We start from the raw sequence: 23,098 nt of genomic DNA, 5'->3' as shown, positions 1-23,098 counted from the left end.
CTTTCCCAATCAGACCTGATGACTTTTGCGGATGGGCTTGCTAAGCCCGCCACGTCATTATTTTTAAGCGCAAAGACTTGAGCCCCATGCCCGACCTGCTTCTAGAACTTCGCTCCGAGGAAATTCCTGCCCGCATGCAGCGCAAGGCGGCGGGTGACCTGAAAAAGCTCGTGACCGACGCGCTGGTGGATGCAGGCCTGACCTATGAAGGTGCGCGCGAATACTGGACACCGCGTCGCCTGACGCTCGATATCCGCGGCCTGACAGCCCGTTCGGCCGATCTGCGCGAGGAAATCAAGGGACCGTCCACCAAGGCGCCGGAACAGGCGATTGCCGGTTTCCTGCGCAAGGCCGGACTTTCGGATATCTCCGAAGCCCAGGTCGCCACCGATCCGAAGAAGGGCGATTTCTATGTCGCCATCGTCTCCAAGGCCGGCCGCGCCGCCGAAGAGATTATTGCAGACGTGATGCCCGGCATCATTCGCTCCTTCCCTTGGCCGAAATCGATGCGCTCCGGTTTCGCCTCCATGCCAAAGGGTTCGAGCTATGGCGGCGTCGAGGGCAAGGGTTCGGAAAGTCTGCGCTGGGTGCGCCCGTTGCAGTCGATCATCTGCACTTTCGGCTCCGAGCATGACGAGACCAAAGTCATCCCCTTCGAAATCGATAGCATCACCGCCGGCAACGTCACCTATGGTCACCGTTTCCACGCACCGGATGCGATCACCGTTCGCCGTTTCGATGATTATGTCGCAAGCCTCGAAAAGGCGAAGGTCATGCTCGATGCCGACCGTCGCAAGGACATGATCCTGCACGATGCCCGTGATCTCGCATTCGCAAGCGGCCTCGATCTGGTCGAGGACGAAGGCCTGCTCGAAGAGGTTTCCGGTCTGGTCGAATGGCCGCATGTGCTGATGGGCACGTTCGAGAAGGACTATCTCGAAATCCCGGCTGAAATCATCCGCCTGACGATCAAGACCAACCAGAAATGCTTCGTTACCCGCCCGCAAGGCGTGGAAGAAGGCCTGTCCAACCATTTCATCCTGATCTCGAATATCGATGCCAAGGATGGCGGCAAGGAAATCATCCACGGTAACGGCAAGGTCGTGCGCGCCCGCCTGTCGGATGCCAAGCATTTCTGGACCCGCGACCAGGGCGATATCCCGGATCTCGGCACGCTGGTGGACTCGGCGAAAAAATTCGATCTCGACCTGAAGAAGCCGCTCGACCAGCGCATGGCCAAGCTCGATGCGCTGAACGTGACGTTCCACGCCAAGCTCGGCACGCAAGGAGCGCGCGTTGCCCGCATCCGCGCGCTGGCCAAGGAACTGGCCCCTATCGTCGGCGCCGACCCGATCCTCGTCGATCGTGCGGCTGTGCTCGCCAAGGCTGACCTTCGCACAGAGGCCGTCGGCGAATTCCCCGAACTGCAGGGCCTGATGGGCCGCCGTTATGCCGGTCTGCAGGGCGAAAAGGAATCCGTCGCGATCGCCATCGAGGATCACTACAAGCCGCAAGGCCCGTCCGACCGTGTGCCGAAGGACAAGGTGGCAATCACCGTCGCGCTCGCCGACAAGCTCGATACGCTTACCGGCTTCTGGGCCATCGACGAAAAGCCGACCGGCTCGAAGGACCCGTATGCGCTGCGCCGTGCGGCTCTGGGTGTTGTGCGCATTCTCTTGGAGCGGAGTGTCGAGTTGCCGCTCCTCAAGCAGATCGAAAATGCGGCTATTCCCGTTCTAAATTCGGACGCAGAGAGGTTCTTCTCTGAGATGGGGAAAAGCGTAAGTGCTGCAGCGGAGATACTGAACCGCCCAGAAATGGTTGAGGAATTTGATAGTTCTTCGCCCGTCATCGAAGGATGGTCGGATCACGTGTTTCACGGGATCTATCGAGTTCAGAACGACCTCCTGTCCTTCTTCCATGACCGCCTGAAAGTCTACCTGCGCGATATGGGCGCCCGTCACGACATCATCGACTCGGTACTGACGCCGGAGACCGATGATCTCCTGCTCGCAGCCCGTCGGGCAGAAGCGCTGACCTCCTTCATCTCCTCCGAAGACGGCCAGAACCTGCTGGCTGGCACCAAGCGCGCTACACAGCTGCTTGCCGCCGAAGAGAAGAAGGGCACCGTTATTGCCGAGGGCGTTTCCGGCGAACTCCTGAAGCTCGATGCCGAAAAGGCGCTTTGGGCTGCGGTCCAGGTGGCCTCTAAGGAAACCTCCGAAGCGGTATCGAAGAAAGAATACCGCTCCGCCATGGAAGCCCTGTCACAGCTGCGCGCGCCGGTCGACAAATTCTTCGAGGATGTTCTGGTCAACGACGAGGACACCGCCATCCGCGCCAACCGCCTGGCCCTCCTGAAAGCCATCCGCGAGGCGACCGGCACGGTTGCGGATTTCTCCAAGATCAGCGGGTAAGGCGCGGCTCTGCAAAAGCAGACGCAATCCATCCGAACTTTCAAAAGCCCCGCTAATCCGGGGCTTTTTTCTGCGCTGCGCTCCGTGTTAAACTGAGTGTGGATTTCTCCAGGAGCCTTCGATGAACAAGCCCGTGCAAGTGACCGTCAGCGATCAGGCCGCAAGCTTCGTCTCGCGCGAGTTGGAAAGCGGACGCTTCGAGACCGTTGACGAGGTTATCGAGGCGGGGCTTCGCATGCTCGAGGAAGAGCAGATGAAGATCGAGAGGCTGCGCGAATTGCTGATCGAGAGCGAGAATAGCGGCCCTGCGCATTACGTCGATCGGGATGAGTTCCTGTCCCGGATGCGTGAAAAGCATGGGCGATGAAAGTCTATCGTCTACGCCCGACTGCCGAGGCAGATCTTGACGATATCTGGTTATATACTGCCAATATCTGGTCCACTGAGCAGGCTGAGACCTATGTCTCCCGCTTGTTCGATATGTTCGTTTTGCTTGGGACCAATCAAGGTCTCGGGCAACAGGTAGATACGATCATGCCCGGCTATCGCCGCTTTCTATGCGACCACCATCTCATTTTTTATGTATGCGCTGATGACGGGCAGGTCGAAATCGTTCGTATCCTCCACGAAAAGGTCGATATCCGCCGCCATCTCGACGAACAGCAATGACAGTCTCCAAAATCCTCATCAGCGCCTGCCTTCTCGGCCATGCCGTCCGTTATGACGGCAAGGGAAAGCCGCTCGTCCATCCGGCGATCGATCGGTGGCGGGAGGAGGGGAGGCTGGTGACGATCTGCCCGGAGCTGGCCGGCGGCATGGGCGTGCCGCGGCCGCCTGCCGAGATCGAGAAGGGCATGACCGGGGCCGATGTGCTTGAGGGGCGGGCGCGGGTCATGGAGATCACCGGCGGTGATGTGACCGAGGCCTTCGTCGCGGGTGCCCGTCACGCGCTGGAATTTGCGCAGGCGCATGGCTGCACCCACGCGCTTCTGATCGACGGCAGCCCATCCTGTGGCTCGGGCTTTATCTATGACGGATCGTTCGAGGGGCTGAGACACGCAGGCAACGGCGTGACGGCTGCGCTTCTGGAGCAGGCAGGTATCGTCGTGTGTTCAGATCGCCAGGTGGAGGAACTGGTGGAGCTGTTGGCAAAAGCCTGACGCCGCCCGTTTGCCGCTATCGCGCGGATCCCGAAAAAGTACTGAAAAGAGAAAGCCGCCGGACCATATTGTCCTGACGGCTTTCATCCCCGCGTCCCCCGCGTAACTTGGTGAGCACTCCGCCCGACTAGGGCGGAACCTAGATAGTGTAAATTAGCTTGCCATGCGCATCTGGCCGGCCATGTCGCGCAGGCTGTCGGCGTGTTTCGAACCGCTGACGCGGAAGCCTCGGATCAGGTTCAGGAGGTCCTCGGTATCGACTGCGAGCGCTTCCGCAGAGGCCGTGGTCTCTTCCGCCATGGCGGCGTTCTGCTGGGTTGCCTGGTCGAGATGGTTGAGCGACGAGGAGATCGAACGCAGTGTCGAATCCTGCTCTGCGGCGGAATCGGCGATCTTGCTGACGATGTCGCTTGCCGCCTTTACCTGGCTCGAAATTCGCTTGAGCGCTTCGCCGGCCTCGCCCACCAAGCGAACGCCATTTTCCACCTGATGCGAGGAATGCGAGATCTGGTCCTTGATCTCCTTGGCGGCGGCTGCCGAACGCTGGGCGAGTTCACGCACTTCCTGGGCGACGACGGCAAAACCCTTGCCGCTTTCGCCGGCACGCGCGGCCTCGACGCCGGCATTGAGCGCCAGCAGGTTGGTCTGGAACGCGATCTCGTCGATGACGCCGATGATCTTGGAAATCTCGCCGGAGGATTGCTCGATACCGCTCATCGCCTCGATCGCTTCGGCAACCACGGCATCGCTGCGGTTCGCTTCGCCGCTGACCGTGACGACCCGCTGGGCCGCCTCGCGAGCGCCGTCAGCGGTCTGCTTGACGGCAACCGTCAGTTCGTCGAGAGCCGCCGAAGTTTCTTCCAGACTTGCCGCCTGGCGCTCGGTGCGCTGCGACAGCTCATTGGAAGCGCGACGGATTTCCTCCTTCGAGCCGCCGATATCGATGCCCTTGGCATTGACCTTGGACATGGCAGCTTCGAGATGGCCGAGCGCCTCGTTGAAGTTGTCGCGCAGGCCGGCATAGCGACTGCCGAGATCGCCGCAGCGAACCGTGAGGTCGCCCTTGGCGAGGTTTTCGAGAGCGGAGCCGATCGTGGAGACGACGCGGGCCTGCAATTTGGCCTCGTCGCGCTGCATGTCGAGGTTCTGCTGGCGCTCGCCGTCGAGTTCCTCCTGTTGGCGCTGTTGGCGTTCTTCCATCGCATGGCGCTCGCGCACCTTCTGCTGCAGGGCTTCGGTGGCGCGGGCCATCAGGCCCACTTCGTTCGTCATGCCCGTATGCGGGATCTTGAGATTGACATCCTCGTCGGCAACGGCGTTCAGCGCGTTGCGGATATCGCTGAGCGGTCCGGAAATGTTGCGGATGACAATCAGTGCAAGGATGGCGGCAAGCACAAGGATGCCGGCTCCGATGCCGACGGCCTTCATGATGTCCGAGCGGACCTGGGCTTCGAGGTCATCGACATAGACGCCGGTAACGAGAACCAACTGCCAGGGTTCGAAAGCGAGCGCATAGGAGCTCTTGCGGAAATCCTCGCCCTGTTCGCCGGGCTTGGGCCCAAGGAAGTCTGCAGTGCCGCCGCCGGCACGGGCGAGCTTGACCAACTCGTCGCGATACATGAAGCCCTGGCTGTCGGGCTTGCCCTTGAAATTCTGGCCGAGACGCTTGGGGTCTGGATGCAGGCGCATCGTCACGTCATAGTCATAGGCATAGAGATAACCGTCCGGCTTGAAGGTCATGGCGGAGACAGCTGCGAAGGCCTGTTTCTGGGCGTCCTCGCGCGTCAGCTCGCCAGCCGCTTCACGCTCCTGGAATTTCTTCAGAATGCCGATGCCGGATTCCACTTGGCTGCGCAGCATTCCGTAACGCTCTGCATAGATCGCGCTGGTGGATGCGCGTAGTTCGAAATAGGTACCGACCGCGAAGGCGACCATTAATGTCAGCACGAGCAGGACGAGCTGATGGGAGATCTTCAGGTTCTTCATGGAATCCTCGCGACCATACCGACCGCCATTGTCCGGCAGCCGAATAAACTTCAAGTGTTGGGAAGGAGCGCATCCTGCGCAAAATTCGTGCTGCATCGCACAAGGCTAAAAATGCCCTGTATCTTTGAATAAAAATTTAAGTTTTTGGCGGATGGCCGATGATAACGGATATATTATCGAACGTTATCGCGAATTTTCAGCCCGATAGGGAATTTAACAAGTCAGGGTAGAAGTATTAGGAATAGTGTATCTTGCGGATGGCGAAATAAGCAGCTCTCGTTATTCACTCAACCTAAGTGGAGTGTCTTTTATCTTCTGCTCGCTGAAGGTGCTTTTCTCCACGGCGCCTGTCTTTGACTCAAGGTCGATCGGGTCAGCTTGATGGCTCGCGGTCTGGACCTCTGTCTGGACATATCTGCCGCTCGTGGTCGCAATCACAGCCTGCATCTGATCGATGTTCATCCAGTCCGGTACCTTGCTGATATGGACGACCGGCGAGCCGCCCATCCAAGCATCGGTACGTACGATCTTCTTCTGGCCGTCGATCTCCATAAGCGAGACCGATTGGATGCTGCCTTTCAGCTCGGGAACCTTGTAGTTACTGTCTTCGGCCTTCTTGAGAGGAGGGCAGGTTTCGCAAGTCAAGCTCAGCATGCTTGGGGTCGTTCCCTGCGTATTGCCCGGAAATGGCATTACAGACTGCGCCTGGGCAGTACCGGCGAAAAGCACGAAGGCTGTGAGGGCCAGATGGCGCATGATGCAAATCCTCTCTTTGCATCATGCATAGTCCATCAGTGGTTTCGATCCCGTCAGGAGAACCGGTAAATAACGGCTTAAACTGTAACGATCGGCCGCATCACCAGAAGGCATGCGGCCAAGCTGTCAGGAATTCTCGCGCGCGGCCGCACGCCAGCCGATATCGCGGCGGCAGAAACCGTTTTCCCAGGTGATGCCTTCTACGAGCGAATAGGCCCCGGCCTGTGCCTCGCGGACATTATGGCCGATCGCCGTAACGTTCAGCACCCGGCCGCCGGTCGCAACCAGCTGTCCGTCCTTGATCGCGGTGCCGGCATGGAAGATCTTCTCGCCTCTGCCGGTTGACGGCAATTTGGCGATCGGCGTGTTCTTGTCATAGGCGGCGGGATAACCCTTGGATGCCATGACGACGCTCAGCGCCACATCGTCGTTCCACAGCGCCTCGACCTGATTGAGGGTGCCGGTTGCGGCGGCATAGAGCAGTTCGAGAAGATCGCTCTTCAGCCGCATCATCAGCACCTGGCATTCCGGGTCGCCGAAGCGGACATTGTATTCGATCAGTTCCGGACCCTTCTGGGTGATCATCAGGCCGGCAAAGAAGACGCCGGTGAACGGATGGCCGCTTTCCGCCATGCCGCGGATGGTCGGCTCGATAATTTCCTTCATCGTCCGCTCGACCATTTCGGGCGTCATCACCGGGGCAGGGGAATAGGCGCCCATGCCGCCCGTGTTCGGTCCGGTGTCGCCGTCGCCCACACGCTTGTGGTCCTGCGCGGTTGCCAGCGCCAGCGCGGTCTTGCCGTCGGAAAGGCAGAAGAAGCTTGCCTCCTCGCCATCGAGATAGGCCTCGACCACGACTTCCGCACCGGCTGCCCCGAAGGCGCCGTCGAAGCAGTCGTCGATCGCGGCAAGTGCTTCTTCGACCGTCATTGCCACGGTGACACCCTTGCCGGCGGCAAGTCCGTCCGCCTTGACCACGATCGGCGCGCCCTGCTCGGTCACATAGGCCTTGGCTTCTTCACCATTGGTGAAGCGGCGATAGGCTCCGGTCGGGATATTGTAGCGGGCGCAGATATCCTTGGTGAAACCCTTGGAGCCTTCGAGCTGGGCTGCCGCGGCCGATGGTCCAAATACGACGATGTTCTTGGAACGCAGCACGTCGGCGATACCGGCCACCAGCGGACCTTCCGGACCGACCACGACGAAGTCGATACCATTGGTCAGGCAGAATTCGGCAACTGCGCCATGATCATCGACGTCAAGGGAAGCGATCTGGGCATGTTCCGCGATACCGGGATTGCCCGGAGCGGCATAAAGGGCAGTCAGTTTGGGAGACTGTGCGAGCTTCCACGCCAGTGCATGTTCGCGGCCGCCTGAGCCGATCAGCAGAACCTTCATAAACCGCCCTCATGGTTGTTTCACTGGGGCGGTTAAGGCCCGTTGCCGCAAAGGTCAAGGGTCTGCGGCCGATATGCACCCGGTTGGCGGCCGGCCCCACAGGGATAACAGGGTCGGCACCGCCTTGATGATATGTTTCTAGAGCGTGCATGCTCCTACCGGCGCAACGCCAGTGTCGTTTCGAAAATCAGTCGATTTCTATAGGCGAGGAAGGGAACCGGTTCGTCTCTTTTGGCCGCATCTTTTATCTTTTCGCTCAGGTAGATGATGGCGGCCTCCAGCTCTTCGGAGCCCACCGCCTCATCACGGGCGAGTTGGGTGGCGATTCTTCTGGGCATTCATACCTCCATGCGTACCGCATCATGCGGCGTCGCTAACTATAGGTGGCGCGACGAATGCGAGAAGATGTCACGTCTTTATCCACCGGGTGACGGTTATCGATTTGTGAATGCCGGTCCGTTTTGGCACAGGCTGCTTCATCATCCTGTGAGCGCAGGGAAAGGCAGTGTTGTCTTGCCGCAAAGTTTGACTATGGTCGCGCCTCCCGATCTAGACGAGGACTTCCATGGCCGCCGACATCCAAAAACTCAGCCTTGCGATTGCCGCAGAAATCAACGCGCGCCCGGATCAGGCGAAGGCGGCGATCGGTCTGCTGGATGAAGGCGCGACGGTTCCCTTCATCGCGCGCTATCGTAAGGAAGTGACCGGTGGCCTCGACGATACGCAGCTTCGCAATCTCGCCGAGCGCCTCGTCTATCTGCGTGAGCTGGAAGCCCGCCGCGTCTCGATCGTCGACAGCATCAATACCCAGGGCAAGATGACCGACGAACTGGCGGCCAAGCTTGCCGTTGCCGCCACCAAGGCCGAACTGGAAGACCTTTATCTTCCCTACAAGCCGAAGCGCCGTACCCGCGCCGAGATCGCCCGCGAGCGGGGCCTTGGCCCGCTCGCCGAAGCCATCTGGGCAGATCGCAACGCCGACCCGGCAAAGCTTGCGCAAGACTATGTTCAGGGTGAAGTCGCCGACCTGAAGACGGCGCTCGATGGCGCGCGCGATATCGTTGCCGAAACCATCTCCGAAAATGCCGATCTTCTCGGCCGCCTGCGCCAGCATATGCGCGATGGCGCCGTTCTCCGCGCCAAGGTGGTCGATGGCAAGCAGGAGGCGGGCGCAAAGTTCGCCGACTATTTCGATCACACGGAGCGCTGGGCAACCGTTCCCGGCCACCGTGCACTCGCCATGCTGCGCGGCTGGAATGAGGAAATGCTAACGCTGACGATAGATGTCGATGCCGACGACACATCCCCGGTCAAGCCGGCACAGCGCATCATTGCCGCTGCGTTTGAAATCCGCGGCTCTGGCAAGGGCGACCTGTGGCTGATGGAGGCTGCCGGCTGGACCTGGCGCGTCAAGCTCTCTGTCTCCCTGTCGCTCGATCTGATGCGGGAAATGCGCGAGCGCTCCGAAGAGGATGCAATTCACGTCTTCGCGCGTAATCTCAAGGACCTGCTTCTGGCCGCTCCTGCCGGTTCCCGCTCGACCATGGGCCTCGATCCGGGCATCCGCACTGGCGTCAAGGTCGCGATCGTCGATGCCACCGGCAAGCTGATCGACACCTCGACCGTCTATCCTTTCCCGCCGAAGAACGACCTGCGCGGTACCCAGGCTGAACTTGCCTCGCTGATCCGCAAGCATGATGTCGAACTGATCGCCATCGGCAACGGTACCGGCAGCCGCGAGACGGAAAAGCTGGTGGCCGATATGCTGTCATCCCTGCCGGGGGCCAAGCCGACCAAGGTTATCGTGTCGGAAGCCGGCGCCTCGGTCTATTCCGCCTCGGAAACGGCAGCCGCCGAATTCCCTGGGCTCGACGTGTCGCTGCGCGGCGCGGTCTCCATCGCCCGCCGCCTGCAGGACCCGCTGGCCGAACTGGTCAAGATCGAACCCAAGGCGATCGGCGTCGGCCAGTACCAGCACGATGTCGATCAGGGCAAGCTCGCCCGCTCGCTCGATGCCGTCGTCGAAGATGCGGTGAATGCCGTTGGCGTCGATCTCAATATGGCGTCTGCGCCGCTGCTCGCCCGCGTTTCGGGCTTGAGTAAATCCATTGCTGAAGCGATCGTTGCCCATCGCGATTTGAATGGCGCTTTCGCAAGCCGCAAGGATCTTCTGAAGGTCGCGCGCCTAGGCAACCGCACGTTTGAGCAGGCTGCAGGCTTCCTGCGTATTCCGAACGGCAAGGAGCCACTCGATGCCTCCTCCGTCCACCCGGAAGCCTATGGCGTGGCAAAGAAGATTGTTGCCGCCTGTGGCCGCGACCTGCGCACCCTGATGGGCGACAGCGCCGCGTTGAAGTCGGTCGATCCGCGCCAGTTCATCGACGAGCAGTTCGGTCTGCCGACGGTGAAGGACATCATCGCCGAACTGGAAAAGCCCGGCCGCGACCCGCGCCCGAGCTTCAAGACCGCCACTTTTGCGGAAGGTGTCGATGAGATCACCGATCTCAAGCCCGGCATGCTGCTGGAAGGTACCGTGACGAACGTTGCGGCCTTCGGCGCCTTCGTCGATATCGGCGTGCATCAGGACGGTCTCGTCCACGTCTCGCAACTGGCCGACAAGTTCGTCAAGGACCCGCATGAAGTCGTCAAGGCGGGTGATGTGGTGAAGGTTCGGGTAGTCGAGGTGGACGTCAAGCGCAAGCGAATCGGCTTGACAATGCGCAAGGATGGAGGCGAAAGCGCCCCGCCGCCGCGTGGTCCGGGCAAAAATGAACGCCCCGCCAATCAAAAATTCATGAAGACCGAAAAGCCTTCTTCACAAGGCGCTTTCGGCGCAGCGCTCGCAGAAGCTTTAAAAAAGCGCTGAATTTTACAAGCTTCGATGCCATTGCTACCATTAGGTGTGCGCCGTCAAACAACCCGTTTGACGGCGTGCTGTTTCGTGTCATTTTCATGACCGGAATGTGCTTGCAGTCCGAGGAATAGACGCTAGATTTCGAAAAATAGTAAGGTTCCCTTAGTATTCAGGAGGTGGGTCCGTGAACTCGTCCCTTCACGATCTTCTTAGCAAAATCATCAAGATAGGCACTCTCACCGTCCGTGGGACGGGAGGCGAACAGCGATATGGAGGAGGGGGAGGTCGGTCGGTGGCCATCCGCTTCACCGACGAAGCATCGGAATTGGCGCTTCTGCGTGATCCGCAGTTGCAACTCGGCCAGCTCTACATGGATGGCCGTCTCCTTGTGGAAGAAGGCGACATCTATGAGTTCCTGGCCCTGATCAAGGACAACACCCTGTCCGAAGGCCTGACATTCGGCATGATCGTCCGCGGCATCGGCCGCATGATCGAGGCGCAGTTCCGTAATCGCGTTCCGATCAACCACAATCGCAAGAACGTCTCGCATCACTACGATCTCGACGAAAAGCTGTTCTCGCTGTTTCTCGACGAGGACTGGCAATATTCTTGCGCCTACTTCAACCCGCCCGGCATTTCGCTGGACGAGGCGCAGATCGCCAAGAAACGCCATATCGTGGCAAAGCTTCTGGCAGAGCCCGGCCAGAAGGCGCTGGAAATCGGCTCCGGCTGGGGCGGCATGGCGATGTATCTGTCGGAAAGCTCCGGTATCGACGTGACCGGCATCACGCTGTCGACCGAGCAGCTCAAGATCTCCCGCGAACGCGCCGCCAGGCGGGGTCTCGCCAACAGCGTCCGTTTCGAGTTGCAGGACTATTATTACCTCCCGCCGACCAAGAGCTACGATCGCATCGTCTCCGTCGGAATGTTCGAACATGTGGGCCGCCTGAACTACAAGAAGTTCTTCAACAAGGTGAACGATGTGCTCGCCGATGACGGCGTGATGGTGTTGCATTCGATCGGCCAGCCCTATCCGGCGATCTACAACAATCCGTGGATCGAAAAGTACATCTTCCCGGGCGGTTATATCCCGTCTCTGGCGGAAGTGCTTCCGGCGATCGAAAAGGCGGGACTGCTGGTCTCCGACGTTGAAATCCTGCCAATGCATTACGCCTATACGCTGCGCCACTGGCGCGAGCGCTTCATGGCCAACAGGGAAAAGGCGGCAGCGCTTTATGACGACCGTTTCGTCAGGATGTGGGAGTTCTACCTCGCAGCCTCCGAAATGGCCTTCACCCACGAAGCCTTCCACATCTTCCAGATCCAGATCGTCAAGAAGCGCCAAGCCGTTCCTGATACCCGCGACTACATCTATGAGCGGGAAGCGGAATTGCGGGCGTTTGAACAGAGCCGATTGCCGTTGGACAAGATTGCGGTGTGATGGTGCCCAGCTGGGGGCAGAAGACCCCTCCCAACCCTCCCCACAAGGGGGAGGGCTTAACCCGGCCGATCCCTCCGGTGAGAAATTGGCAAGAGGCCGCCACGGGTCTTCTCCCCCTTGTGGGGGAGATGGCCGGCAGGCCAGAGGGGGACTTGAAGGCGATGATTCTTCCATCTCCTTGACCACCCCAAATCCCCGGCGCTAGAACCTCGGCATGATGACAAACGCCCCAAATGATGCCGCTCGCGTGGCCGATGCCCCTTCCGATAATTTTGTCTATCGCGTGCTGCCGCGATCGCTATGGGGATATTCCCAGCTTGCCCGCTGGGACCGCCCGATCGGCTGGCAGCTTCTGATGTGGCCGTGCTTCTGGTCCATCGCTCTTGCGGCGGACGCGGCACCCGATGGCCTGGAGCCTTCGGCGGGCACGATCATCTTCTATCTCTTCCTGATGTTCGTCGGCTCTGTCGCCATGCGTGGCGCAGGCTGCGCCTATAACGATCTCGTCGACCACGATATCGACATGGAAGTGGCGCGCACCCGTTCGCGCCCGCTGCCGTCGGGCCGCGTGTCCCGTTTCGGTGCCAAGGTGTTCATCGTTCTGCAGGCGCTGGTCGGACTGCTTGTCCTCATTCAGTTCAACACCTTCTCGATCGTGCTCGGCATAGCCTCGCTCGCTGTCGTCGCCATCTATCCCTTTGCCAAACGTTTTACCGATTGGCCGCAGTTCTTCCTTGGGCTCGCATTCTCCTGGGGCGCGCTGATAGGCTGGGCGGCAATCTTCGGATCGCTCTCCTGGGCGCCGGTGTTTCTCTATATCGGTGCCGTTGCCTGGACAATCGGTTACGACACGATCTATGCCTATCAGGATATCGAGGATGACGAACTGATCGGTGTTCGCTCTACTGCACGGCTGTTCGGCGACAAGGCAAAACCCTGCCTTGTCGGGCTCTACGGCGTCACCGTCCTGTTTCTTTTCTTGTCCTTTATCGCGGCCGGTGCCGGTTTCTTCGCCTATGTCGGGCTGATTGCTATGGTCATTATGCTCGGCTGGCAGATTCTCATTCTGGATATCCGCAATACCGCCCAGTGCCGGGACCTGTTCCTCTCCAACAATCGTGTCGGCGCAATCCTCTTTGCCGGCCTGCTTCTCTCGCTCATTTTCTGAGACAGCGATGATGCTGAACTGAGAAAGCCCGGCTTGTTGAAGCCGGGCTTTGCGCTGCGCCTTGCAGGTTCAGGGGACGTTCCTACCGGCGCGCGATGATTTCCCGGCCTTCGATCCTCAGCGCGACGCCGAGGCTGCCGGTCGTGCGGCGAACGAGGAAGCGGGGACGCCTTGCGGCGAAATAGGAGTGACGGCGGCGCTGCTTGGTGCCATGGTTGCGCACGTCGCCGATATGGTTTTCGAGCGGACGGGCAACGCCATCGGCTTCAACCATCAGCATCGGAATATGAAAGGCTTCAGACCACGAGCGCCAGTCGGCTGCGATGTCGCAGAGATCGTGCGCTACGAGAAGCGGGATGCAGAGATCAGGATCGTCGTGATGGAGTTCGAGCGTGACGGTGACTTCACCGTTGCCATGGTCGATCGCACGGGCGGCGACACCCTTGAACGCGCGCGCCGGCAGGGCGAAGGACAGCGGCAGACCGCTACCCGGAAGGATCTTGCGCAGCACGGCGCCGCGCTCGTCGATGGTGATCGTGACATCTCCTGAGGTCTCGCGCAGCGAATAGGTAATCTGCTGCGGAAAACGAGACGGATCGAGCCTCAATGTCGACCCTGCCCAATCGGGCTTCAGAACGGTTTTGCTCATCGCTTTATGCTACCCTTGTTTTACCTGAGAGCCGCTTCCGGTTTCCCGTATTCGTTTCTCTGCGGGACTTTTGTCCTCTGATGGGCTCACATTAGGCGGCGGGGTTGCGAAAACCCCTTAAAAATCGCGGTTAAGGAAAGTTTGCCTTGGTGGATGGTTACCGAATGCCGCAATTATCGCGGTTTCTGAAGGGTGAACGCGTCAGCTTGGATTGAAGGCGTATCGCCGTGAGACACGCCCTTGCGATCGCGTTTTCGGGTCTGTGGAAAACCGTCCGGATCGCCGATTATGCAGGCCGAAAGCCTGGGACAAAAATCAGCTGTCGTCTTTTTTGGAGAAGGGTGTGAAGGCCGCGTCGATATTGGACGACAGCCACGCCAGATCCTCGTCGGCGGCTTTGAGCATGGCGGCTTCCATCCGTCGATAGCGTGAAAGAAGCTCCCGGCCGAACTCGGTAAGGCCGGCCCCACCGCCGCTTTTTCCACCATGGCGGGTAAAGATCGAAGGTTCGCGGAACATCCGGTTAATCTCGTCCGAAAGCAGCCATGCACGCCGGTAGGACATGCCGATCGAAGCTCCGGCGGCGCGGATGGAACCATGTTCCTCGATCAGCTCGAGCAGTTGCGCCTTTCCCGGCCCGAGCCTTACGCCGATATCGAAATCGATGCGGATCGTGGTTTTCCGGATATGGCTCATGGGGCGATGATGACCTTGCCCGGGTTCATGATGCCGGCCGGATCGAAGGATTTCTTGATCCGGGCCATAAGGTCCATCTCGATCGGCGAGCGGACATGCGCAAGCTCGTCCCGCTTCAGCTGGCCGATGCCGTGCTCCGCCGAAATCGAGCCGCCAGCGGCAAGCACGATCCTATGGACGATCTCGTTGATCTCGCGCCAGCGGTCGAGAAACGCTTGTTTGTCGGCACCTACCGGCTGGGAGATGTTGTAGTGGATATTGCCGTCGCCCATATGGCCGAAGGCGCAGACGCGCGCGCCTGGCATGGCGGCGAGAACCGCCGTTTCGGCCTCCGCCATGAATTGCGGGATCTTCGAGACCGGCACGGACACGTCGTGCTTGATCGATCCGCCTTCCGGCTTCTGAGCGCCGGACATGCTTTCGCGCATCGTCCACAGCGCCTTCTGCTGCGCAACCGAGCTGGCAATCACCGCATCGCGTACCAGACCGGCCTCGAAACCCTGCTCCAGCAGCGAATGGACCATGACTTCAGCAGTCTCGGCCGAGTCCGACGTCGATATGTCGATCAGCACATACCACGGATGCGGTTCCGACAGCGGGTCGCGCACGCCGTCGATATGGCGCGAGGTGAATTCGATGCCGATCCGCGGCATCAGCTCGAAGCCGGTCAGGGCCATGCCGCAAAGTGTCGAGGCCTTGTCGAACAGTTGAAGCGCGTCTTCGGTCGAGGCGACACCGGCAAACGCCACCTGATGACCGACCGGTCGGGGGAAGAGTTTCAGGACCGCACCGGTAATGATGCCGAGCGTGCCTTCCGCACCGATGAAGAGGTCGCGCAGGTCGTAGCCGGTATTGTCCTTCTTCAGCCGACGCAGGCCGTCCCAGATCTCGCCGGTCGGAAGTACCACTTCCAACCCGAGGCAGAGCTGGCGCATGTTGCCATAGGCAAGCACCGCCGTGCCGCCCGCATTGGTGGAAAGATTGCCGCCGATCCTGCAGGAACCTTCCGATCCGAGCGAAAGCGGAAACAGCCGGTTCACCTCTTCCGCAGCCTTCTGCACGTCGGCAAGAATTGCGCCGCCATCGGCAACCAGCACATTGGCTACCGGATCGACGTCGCGGATGCGGTTCATCCGGGCAAGCGATACGATGACGTCATTGCCGCCGGCGCGTGGTGTCTGTCCGCCGACAAGACCGGTATTGCCGGTCTGCGGCACGATGGCGGTGCCGGTTTCGCTGGCGAGTTTCAGGATCGCCGAGACTTCCTGCGTCGAGGCAGGCTTCAGAAGCAGCGGCGAGGAACCCTTGTAGAGACCACGATCCTCCACCAGATGCGGGGCAAGGCCTGCCGCATCGCGGATCACATTGGCATCTCCGACAATCGCGGCAAAACGGTCAATCAGTCCCGAAGCCATCTCTGAACCGGCCTTTGCGCTCTCGCCCGCTGCATTGTCCATTTTCATTCCTCTCCGTCGCGTGGTGCGGCTGCCCGTCCCAGCCTGTCATTGATCGCTTCGCCTAGTCCCTCGTTCGGGATCGGCGCAACCGCGATGCTTGAGGCACCGCTGGCATCCGCGCGCTTCAGGTATTCGAACAGGTTGGCGGCCGCCTGCGCAAGGTCGGCGGATGGGCTGAGGTCGAGATCGATCGCAGCCTTTTCCGCACCGGCAACCGGCTGGCCACCGAAACGGATCAGCGCTTCGCCCGGTTCGATCGCCGTCGCGTCGAGACGCACGCTAGCGCCCGGCGCATAATGCGAGGCGAGCATGCCCGGCGCCTCGATGATCGCGGCAGGGCCTGAGCGGCGCTCAAGGTCACGCCCGGCAGCGTCGGCGATATGCATGGCCGCAAGACCACCGGGCCTGAGAAGCAGGATCGCGCCGGTTTCGGGATCGACGCGGATGATCGTCGACTCGACGCCGACTGGCGAAGAGCCGCCGTCGATGATCAGTTGAAGCTTGTCGCCGAGGTCGTCCATCACATGGCGTGCCGAGGTCGGGCTAATCTTGCCGGACGTGTTGGCGCTTGGTGCCGCAAGCGGCCGGCCGAAATCGCGGATCAGGTCGTTGGCAAAACCTTCCGGGCAGCGAAGCCCGACCGTTTCCAGCCCCGCGGTTGCCAGCGGATGGATGGTGCTGTCTTTCCTGAGCGGCAGGACAATGGTCAGCGGACCGGGCCAGAAGGTTTCGGCCAACTTTCTCGACGCCGGATCGAACACCGCGTACCGCTCGGCCATCTCGATATCGCAGACATGGCAGATGAGCGGATTGAACTGCGGACGCCCCTTGGTCTCGTAGATGTGCGAGATCGCATCGGCGCGCGTCGCATCCGCGGCAAGGCCGTAGACCGTTTCGGTCGGAATGGCGACGGGAAAACCGTCATTGAGCACGCGGCTTGCCTCGCTGATGGCGCGCTGGGGCTCATGGGTGATGTTTATGATTTCGGCTGTCATGCCGCTGTCAATACAGCGGAGTGCCCGTGCTTTAAAGCCTTTTGATGATTTCGCGCACTGCGGCACTGGGCGCGCCGAGCATCAGAACGTTGCGCATCGCATCGCGCGGGCTGTTGGTCTGGAACAGAAGCCCGTTCTTGCGCCATGTCCGGTCGATCCGCGCCTGTTCGCCTGCTTCGCCTTCCACCGCGACGGCGAAATACATGCGGGAATTCCGTGGATTGATTCGGGCGAAAAACACCTCGTCGCCGCCGATCTCGGAAGAGAAGTTGGCGATGTAGAATGACCAGCTGACCATCGCATCCTGCGAAAAGAAGGTACGTGCTGCGGTCACATGGCAATAGCCCAGATGCGGGCTACCCTCCAACGTGCGGTGAAAGATGATCTTCGGCAGGTGGATAGACCGGTGAAAGCTGTTCAGCCGCTTATGCGTGGTTTCGCCGGCCGTTTCGAGCTTCTTGCCTGTCTTTTCAGCCACTTCGTCATGGGTGAGATAGCGACGTTCGTCGGGAACCCAGACAGGGCGGGAGCGTGGAATTCTGCCGGTTCGCAGGAATTCCGTATGGGCATTGCCGCTGCTTGGCGGCATCATCAAGGGCCTGGGCCTGTTGACTTCGTAATAACGGAGCTGTCCTGGCATGGTGGCGGCTCTTCCCAATGAATTTTCAAGAACACTATTAGCAAGACCTTAACAGTCGGTTTCTCCCGCAATCGGATGCTATTGCGCGATCGTCGCCAATGCAGTGGCCGATGTCGCAATGTCGTCTATGCGACAGGCCGGCGTCCCGCTTAAATATGACAAAGCTCAAGGTGCCGCCTCGCTAGGGGAGGCGGAGAATTGGGAAGCCGGCGGGTCGCAGAGATCTATCCGGCGCTGCCCCCGCAACGGTGGTGGAGTTGAAGGCATGGTAGGGGGCGACCCCGGCCACTGGGACAGAGCCGAACGGCCGACCGGGAAGGTGCCATGCAGTCCTTTTGGGACAACTCCTCAGCCCGGAAACCAGCCTGAGCTTGATGACACCGGTCGCGGAGGGCGCACGGGACGGGAATTGGCTGCATTGATTGTTGCCGGCTTGTCCATGCCCTGAAGCTTGCTTGTATTGCGAGGAAGCATATGGACATTCACAATCAGGTTCTGCGGCAGCTGAAGAACCGCCGCGAAGGTTTCAGCCTGGAACAGCCCTTTTATATCGATCCCGATTATTACAAGCTCGATCTCGAGATGATCTGGTATCGCGACTGGCTGTTTGCCGGCCACGATTGCCAGATCAACAAGGCGGGCATGTATTTTACCCTGCAGGTTGGCGACTATCCGGTTCTCGTCATCCGCACGCGCGAGGGCGATATCCGCGCCTATCACAATACCTGCCGCCATCGCGGCCACCGCGTCTGCACCAAGGAAACGGGTTCTGCGACCCGCCTCGTCTGTCCCTATCACCAGTGGACCTACCAGCATGACGGCTCGCTGATGTCGGCCCGTCATATGGGCGAGAATTTCGACAAGAAGCAGTTTGGATTGAAACCCGTCCACTGCCAGGTGGTTGCTGGCTACATCTTTATCTGCCTCGCAAAGGAAGCCCCGGATTTTGCTCCGGTTCGCGCAACGGTCGAGCCTTACATGGCGCCGCATCGCCTGCCCGAAACGAAGGTTGCTGCCCAGAACACGATCATCGAAAAGGGCAACTGGAAGCTCGTCTGGGAAAACAATCGCGAGTGTTATCACTGCGCCGGTAACCATCCGGAACTCTGCCGCACCTACCCGGAAGCGCCGACTGCGACCGGTGTGCAGGGCGCCGGCGACGATCCGTTCATTTCCGAACACTGGAGCCGCTGTGAAGCGGCCGGCCTGCCGAGCACGTTCAACATGTCGCCGGACGGCCAGTTCCGCGTGGCGCGCATGCCGCTGATCGAGGATGCCGAAAGCTACACGATGAACGGCCGTCCCGCAGTTCAACGGTCGCTCTCCGACGACGTGACGATTTCCCATATCGGCACGATGCTTCTGTTCCATTACCCGACCACCTGGAACCATATGCTGGTCGACCACGCGATCTCTTTCCGAGTCATCCCCATCGGGCCGGAAGAGACGGCGGTCACCACCACATGGCTGGTCCACAAGGATGCGGTGGAAGGCGTCGATTACGATGTCGAGCAGCTGACCCATGTCTGGAACATGACCAACGACCAGGACAGGCAGATCGTCGAGGAAAACGCCTTCGGCATCCGCTCTCCCGCCTATGAACCCGGCCCTTATTCCGAGGCGCATGAAGGTGGTGTGATGCAGTTCGTTGAGTGGTATTCGAACTTCATGATCGATCGCCTGCAGGGCAAGGACAGCACGCTTTACGCGGTGGCGTGATACTGAGCGCTCCTCCGCAATGTGCCGTCAGTTTGCGGAGGAGCCTGTTTTTACGCTGAGTGGGACGTACGATCACTCCCGATTAAGGCGTCGAAGGCTTGGTGTCTTTGGGTCGCAAGCCAGGCCCGAAAGGAAATGATCTCGGGATTGATCTCGCGCATCGCAGCAAGGTCCACGTGATCCGCCAGCGGGCCGTTATCCAGGATCGCCGCAAGCTGACCAAGATCGCTATTGGCGGCAAGGACTTCATCGGCAAAGCGGGAATAGATGACCGGACGACCGGCGGCTTCGCTGAAGATTTCCCCCAGCTGGCGCCCTGTAACCGTATCGCTCGCGATCTTAATCGTCCGTCCGCTGAACCGTATGCCATCGGCAAAGATCGCGGCGACGAATTTCCCGATGTCTTCCACGGCAATCAGTTGCATCGACTGGTCCGGCCTGAGGAAGAATGTGTACCGGCCTTCTGAAAGGCCGAATGCCGGGTTGATCAGCATATCCATGAATATCATCGGTCTGATTATGGTTGCGGTGACCGGCAGCCAACGGATATGCGCCTCGATCCGCGGCTTGGCGTCGAAACGGGCGATCCCGGTCGGTGTGTCGCCGGAACTGGCGCCCGAGGAATAGACGAGATGTGCGACGCCGCTTTCGGCCGCAAGATCGGCGATCCCGCACCCTATCCGTACCTCTTCGGTCTCTGACAGGTTGGCCGGTAAGACGCTGAACACGCCATGGGCACTGTCCATCCCGGCGCGAAATGTATCGAGATCGGCAAATGATCCTTCAACCAGTTCGGCACCCGCCTGACGAAGGGCGACGGATTTGGGGGCCGCAATGTCTCGCACAATCGCGCGAACGGGCCATCTTGCCTTCAAAAGCGCTTCGGCGACCGCTCCACCCTGCCGGCCGGTGGCGCCGAATACCAGGATTGGACGCTTGTCTTCTTTCATCTGAGAACCCTCGTGGTGAACACGGGGTCTCCATATATACTGTTGAAACACAGCCGGAAGACGGCACTATTTTCAGCCTCGGGCACACGGGTGATACTCTTGGACAATTCAGGTCGGAGCAAAACCGAAAGGCAGTTGACGCGCGATCAGGCTTTCCTGCCGCAACCTGCTAACGGAGTATGCGGGCGTCTGGGTGACAAGTGGACGGTTCAGGTCATCTGGCGCCTCTCGCTGGCAGAGGGTCGAAGGCTCCGTTTTTCGCATCTGAAAAGGGAAATCGACGGCATCACGCAGCGCATGCTGACACTGACGCTACGCGGCCTGGAACGCGACGGTTTCGTCAGGCGACACTATTTTCCCGAGGTGCCGCCGCGCGTCGAATACGAGCTGACCGAATTGGGAGCCGGCATACTGGCGTCTCTTCAGGCGCTGAATTTCTGGATCAGGGACAACTTCTCCCGCATCGAGGAAAACCGGCGCGTTTTCGACGAAGCCGGCGAATAGGGCATCTGGCATTCCTCTGCCAGGGAATATGGCGTGGAACAAATTGGTATGTATCACGTTCTAAATCGCTGATTATATGTCGAGGAAACATTCCCATGAACGCATTCCGCATGCGCATTGCCACCGCCTTAACGGCAGCGGCCGTTCTTGCTACGAGTTTTGTTCCGGTTTCGGCCGCACCTGTGATGCCGGTGGCACCGATGGCGGTGCAGGCCTCCGCCAGCCAGGCGACCGAGGTCCAATACCGTCGCGACGATCGTGACCGCCGCTATTATCGCCATGATCGCGATCGCCGCCACTACCGCCATGATCGACGCGCCTATCGGGAAGGATATTACAACGGCCATCGCGGATATCGCGAGCGCCGCCAAGGATATCGCTATCACAACGGTTACTGGTTCCCGCTGGCAGCATTCGGTGCCGCTGCGATTATCGGCGGCGCCATCGCCAACCAGCCGCGTGCTTCGGGGGGCAGCCATTATCAGTGGTGCGCCAATCGCTACCGGACTTATCGAGCTTCGGATAATACCTATGTCGCCAGCGCCGGCGTCCGCCGCTCTTGCGTTTCGCCTTACAGGTAAGCGGATATCATGACGAACAAGCCCGGACGCTCACGCGGCCGGGCTTTCACATTTCCGCGCATAGCATGCATTCAGGACAAAAATCCTAGCGTTGGAATGTTTGTTGACTATCCTGTGAGTTGGTGGCGCGGGAGGCGTCACCTCTTCAACTAAGGGAATGGAGAGTACGAAATGACTCTGTTCAAGAAATTTGCCGTTGCAGCTGTTTCAGCCGTCGTTCTTGCTGGATCACTCGGAACCGCGCAGGCGCTGCCGCTGCCAGCCGCACCGAATGCGCAGTTCGTATCCGACGTAAGCAACGTGCAATATTATCGCGACCGCGGCTGGCGTGGCGATGGCCCGCGCCGCGGCTGGTACGGAGGTCATCGCGGTTACCGCTACCACCGTGACGGATATCGTCGTCACAATGATGGCTACTGGTATCCGCTTGCAGCCTTCGGTGCCGGCGCGATCATCGGAGGAGCGATCGCTTCGCAGCCACGTTATGTCGAGCCCGCACCCCGGCCTGCTTATAGCGGCGGAGGCGGCTTGAACCCGCGCCACTATGAATGGTGTGCGGGCCGCTACCGGTCCTATGATAGCTATTCGAACTCGTTCCAGCCGTATAACGGCCCACGCCAGACCTGTTATTCGCCCTACTACTGAGTGGGGTGGGAAATGGCACGATAGATCGGCCCGCGCTTCGGCGCGGGTTTTTCGTTTGCGCATTACAGAATGCCGACCCGCCTTAGTAGCCACCAAGCGGCGGCAACCGAAAGCCCGATCGCGCCGAAGGCGAACAGCGTGCCATGCTCCAGATGCGCAAATGGCAGGCCTTCCGTATTCATCCCGAAAAAGCCGGTGACCAGCGACGGTGGCAACAGGAAGGCGGTCATCAGCGACAGGATGTAGAGGTGGCGGTTGGTTTCCGACGAAAGCTTGGAATCGATTTCCTCATGCAGCAGCCGTGCCCGTTCCTGCAGCGCATAGACATCATGATCGACCGCTTCCAGACGGCTGATCAGTCGTGATGCCGCATCATCGAAACCATCCGGCATCTCGTCCTCGTCGGAAGCCGCGGCCCGTCGCATCAGGGTCAGCACCGTTCGCAGATGCCGGTGAAGCCGAACGACGGTGCGGCGCACGGGCGCGAGCTTGCGGCGTTCGTCACGCGGTGCGTTGTCGTAGACGAAATCCTCGATCAGGTTCAGCTCTTCCGTCAGTTCCATGACAAGCGTGATCAGTGTTCGCTGGAATTCCGCCACCAGCGTCTCGAACACGTCGATCGGCCGTTTGAAGCGTGCCGCATTCTTTTCCATCTGCGCCTTGAGCCGGTCAATGGAACGCAGCGGCTGCAGACGCGTGGTGATGATGATGCGGTCGGAGACGAAAAAATGCAGCCAGCCGATATCGCGCGTTTCGCTGTCGAACTCCTTCTGGAAGTCGATCAGCGTGCCGTAGATCAGCTGCTCGTCGAGAATGATCGCCGCATGGGTGTCACGCGTGGTGAGAGCCGCAAGCACCGGCGGCGTCACACCCGGCAGGCTTTCCAGAAACGCCGGTACCCGGCTGTCGGCAAGGTTCAGATGCAGCCAGAGAAAACCGTCGCCGCTATCCAGCTCTCGCGCCGTCGTCTCGAGCGGTAGCCGTGCGCAGGAGCGCGTCGGCGCATCGAAGCGGTAGGCCCAGACGAGACCGGGAATGGCAGGCGTCATCAGCGGTGGCGTATCCATCGGCAGAACTCCGGT

General features: G+C 60.0%; 22 protein-coding genes and 1 riboswitch. Of the genes, 11 read left to right on the top strand and 11 right to left on the bottom strand.

Going from position 1 to position 23,098, the window contains the following annotated elements; genetic code table 11:
* Positions 1–86 precede the first annotated feature (86 nt).
* The 4 genes from glyS to GGE33_RS10850 all read left to right on the top strand — a co-directional run bounded on the left by glyS (position 87) and on the right by GGE33_RS10850 (position 3,577).
* Positions 87–2,417 carry a glycine--tRNA ligase subunit beta gene (gene glyS, locus GGE33_RS10865; protein WP_183823061.1) on the top strand — a complete coding sequence of 777 codons (2,331 nt, stop codon included), beginning with the start codon at positions 87–89 and terminating at the stop codon, positions 2,415–2,417.
* Positions 2,418–2,538: 121 nt separating this feature from the next.
* Positions 2,539–2,784: a type II toxin-antitoxin system ParD family antitoxin gene (locus GGE33_RS10860; RefSeq protein ID WP_183823059.1), complete on the top strand. Its 246-nt coding sequence runs from the start codon at positions 2,539–2,541 to the stop codon at positions 2,782–2,784.
* Positions 2,781–3,086, top strand: a complete 306-nt coding sequence (locus tag GGE33_RS10855) for a type II toxin-antitoxin system RelE/ParE family toxin (RefSeq protein WP_183823057.1) — start codon at positions 2,781–2,783, stop codon at positions 3,084–3,086. Before GGE33_RS10860 ends, GGE33_RS10855 begins: the two co-directional genes overlap by 4 nt.
* On the top strand, positions 3,083–3,577 hold the full coding sequence (locus GGE33_RS10850) for a 2-thiouracil desulfurase family protein (RefSeq protein WP_183823055.1): 495 nt from the start codon (positions 3,083–3,085) through the stop codon (positions 3,575–3,577). Before GGE33_RS10855 ends, GGE33_RS10850 begins: the two co-directional genes overlap by 4 nt.
* Positions 3,578–3,730: 153 nt before the next feature.
* On the opposite strand, the gene GGE33_RS10845 is transcribed toward GGE33_RS10850, so the two are convergent.
* The 4 genes from GGE33_RS10845 to GGE33_RS10830 all read right to left on the bottom strand — a co-directional run bounded on the left by GGE33_RS10845 (position 3,731) and on the right by GGE33_RS10830 (position 8,055).
* Positions 3,731–5,563: a methyl-accepting chemotaxis protein gene (locus tag GGE33_RS10845; RefSeq protein ID WP_148142866.1), complete on the bottom strand. Its 1,833-nt coding sequence runs from the start codon at positions 5,561–5,563 to the stop codon at positions 3,731–3,733.
* Between the two features lie 279 nt (positions 5,564–5,842).
* A complete protein-coding gene (locus GGE33_RS10840; RefSeq protein ID WP_148142865.1) occupies positions 5,843–6,319 on the bottom strand; it encodes a plant virulence effector HPE1-like domain-containing protein in 477 nt (158 codons plus the stop codon).
* 126 nt (positions 6,320–6,445) lie between these two features.
* Positions 6,446–7,717 carry a phosphoribosylamine--glycine ligase gene (gene purD / locus GGE33_RS10835; protein WP_183823052.1) on the bottom strand — a complete coding sequence of 424 codons (1,272 nt, stop codon included), beginning with the start codon at positions 7,715–7,717 and terminating at the stop codon, positions 6,446–6,448.
* Positions 7,718–7,872: 155 nt separating this feature from the next.
* The gene (locus tag GGE33_RS10830) at positions 7,873–8,055 is read right to left on the bottom strand and encodes a hypothetical protein (protein ID WP_148142863.1); all 183 of its coding nucleotides are present in this window, start codon (positions 8,053–8,055) and stop codon (positions 7,873–7,875) included.
* A gap of 227 nt (positions 8,056–8,282) precedes the next feature.
* Between GGE33_RS10830 and GGE33_RS10825 the strand changes: the two genes are divergently transcribed.
* The 3 genes from GGE33_RS10825 to ubiA all read left to right on the top strand — a co-directional run bounded on the left by GGE33_RS10825 (position 8,283) and on the right by ubiA (position 13,180).
* On the top strand, positions 8,283–10,583 hold the full coding sequence (locus GGE33_RS10825) for a Tex family protein (RefSeq protein ID WP_183823050.1): 2,301 nt from the start codon (positions 8,283–8,285) through the stop codon (positions 10,581–10,583).
* 172 nt (positions 10,584–10,755) lie between these two features.
* Positions 10,756–12,012: a cyclopropane fatty acid synthase gene (locus tag GGE33_RS10820; protein WP_148142861.1), complete on the top strand. Its 1,257-nt coding sequence runs from the start codon at positions 10,756–10,758 to the stop codon at positions 12,010–12,012.
* Between the two features lie 217 nt (positions 12,013–12,229).
* Entirely contained in the window at positions 12,230–13,180 is a 951-nt protein-coding gene (gene ubiA, locus GGE33_RS10815; protein ID WP_183823049.1) for a 4-hydroxybenzoate octaprenyltransferase, read from the top strand.
* Positions 13,181–13,262: 82 nt separating this feature from the next.
* Here ubiA and GGE33_RS10810 read toward each other — a convergent pair whose 3' ends face one another.
* The 5 genes from GGE33_RS10810 to GGE33_RS10790 form a co-directional block, all read right to left on the bottom strand.
* Entirely contained in the window at positions 13,263–13,829 is a 567-nt protein-coding gene (locus GGE33_RS10810; protein WP_183823047.1) for a DUF6101 family protein, read from the bottom strand.
* A 315-nt stretch (positions 13,830–14,144) separates the two neighbouring features.
* Entirely contained in the window at positions 14,145–14,525 is a 381-nt protein-coding gene (locus GGE33_RS10805) for a winged helix-turn-helix domain-containing protein (protein ID WP_148142859.1), read from the bottom strand.
* Positions 14,522–15,982 (bottom strand): FAD-binding oxidoreductase, encoded by a 1,461-nt coding sequence (locus GGE33_RS10800; protein ID WP_183823045.1) that lies wholly within the window; start codon positions 15,980–15,982, stop codon positions 14,522–14,524. The genes GGE33_RS10805 and GGE33_RS10800 overlap by 4 nt, the downstream gene beginning before the upstream one ends.
* Before the next feature lie 2 nt (positions 15,983–15,984).
* Positions 15,985–16,977: an L-threonylcarbamoyladenylate synthase gene (locus GGE33_RS10795; protein WP_183823043.1), complete on the bottom strand. Its 993-nt coding sequence runs from the start codon at positions 16,975–16,977 to the stop codon at positions 15,985–15,987.
* A 31-nt stretch (positions 16,978–17,008) separates the two neighbouring features.
* A complete protein-coding gene (locus GGE33_RS10790; RefSeq protein ID WP_183823041.1) occupies positions 17,009–17,617 on the bottom strand; it encodes a DUF6656 family protein in 609 nt (202 codons plus the stop codon).
* Positions 17,618–17,767: 150 nt separating this feature from the next.
* A riboswitch (cobalamin riboswitch) is annotated at positions 17,768–18,000 on the top strand.
* Between the two features lie 91 nt (positions 18,001–18,091).
* Between GGE33_RS10790 and GGE33_RS10785 the strand changes: the two genes are divergently transcribed.
* Positions 18,092–19,336 (top strand): aromatic ring-hydroxylating oxygenase subunit alpha, encoded by a 1,245-nt coding sequence (locus tag GGE33_RS10785; RefSeq protein ID WP_183823039.1) that lies wholly within the window; start codon positions 18,092–18,094, stop codon positions 19,334–19,336.
* Positions 19,337–19,386: 50 nt separating this feature from the next.
* Here the strand turns inward: GGE33_RS10785 and GGE33_RS10780 are convergent, their stop codons facing one another.
* Positions 19,387–20,286 (bottom strand): NmrA/HSCARG family protein, encoded by a 900-nt coding sequence (locus GGE33_RS10780; protein ID WP_183823037.1) that lies wholly within the window; start codon positions 20,284–20,286, stop codon positions 19,387–19,389.
* Between the two features lie 135 nt (positions 20,287–20,421).
* Between GGE33_RS10780 and GGE33_RS10775 the strand changes: the two genes are divergently transcribed.
* From GGE33_RS10775 to GGE33_RS10765, 3 genes are all read left to right on the top strand, one after another.
* A complete protein-coding gene (locus GGE33_RS10775; protein ID WP_246435944.1) occupies positions 20,422–20,790 on the top strand; it encodes a winged helix-turn-helix transcriptional regulator in 369 nt (122 codons plus the stop codon).
* A gap of 95 nt (positions 20,791–20,885) precedes the next feature.
* Positions 20,886–21,371 (top strand): BA14K family protein, encoded by a 486-nt coding sequence (locus GGE33_RS10770; RefSeq protein ID WP_148142853.1) that lies wholly within the window; start codon positions 20,886–20,888, stop codon positions 21,369–21,371.
* A gap of 171 nt (positions 21,372–21,542) precedes the next feature.
* Positions 21,543–22,016 (top strand): BA14K family protein, encoded by a 474-nt coding sequence (locus GGE33_RS10765; RefSeq protein WP_183823033.1) that lies wholly within the window; start codon positions 21,543–21,545, stop codon positions 22,014–22,016.
* Positions 22,017–22,078: 62 nt separating this feature from the next.
* Here the strand turns inward: GGE33_RS10765 and GGE33_RS10760 are convergent, their stop codons facing one another.
* A complete protein-coding gene (locus GGE33_RS10760) occupies positions 22,079–23,083 on the bottom strand; it encodes a transporter (RefSeq protein WP_183823031.1) in 1,005 nt (334 codons plus the stop codon).
* Positions 23,084–23,098 lie beyond the last annotated feature (15 nt).

Source organism: Aliirhizobium cellulosilyticum, assembly GCF_014198105.1.
GTDB classification, from domain to species: Bacteria; Pseudomonadota; Alphaproteobacteria; order Rhizobiales; family Rhizobiaceae; genus Neorhizobium; species Neorhizobium cellulosilyticum.
Note: the sequence above shows the minus strand (reverse complement) of the source record. Positions and strands in the feature narration are given on the sequence as shown.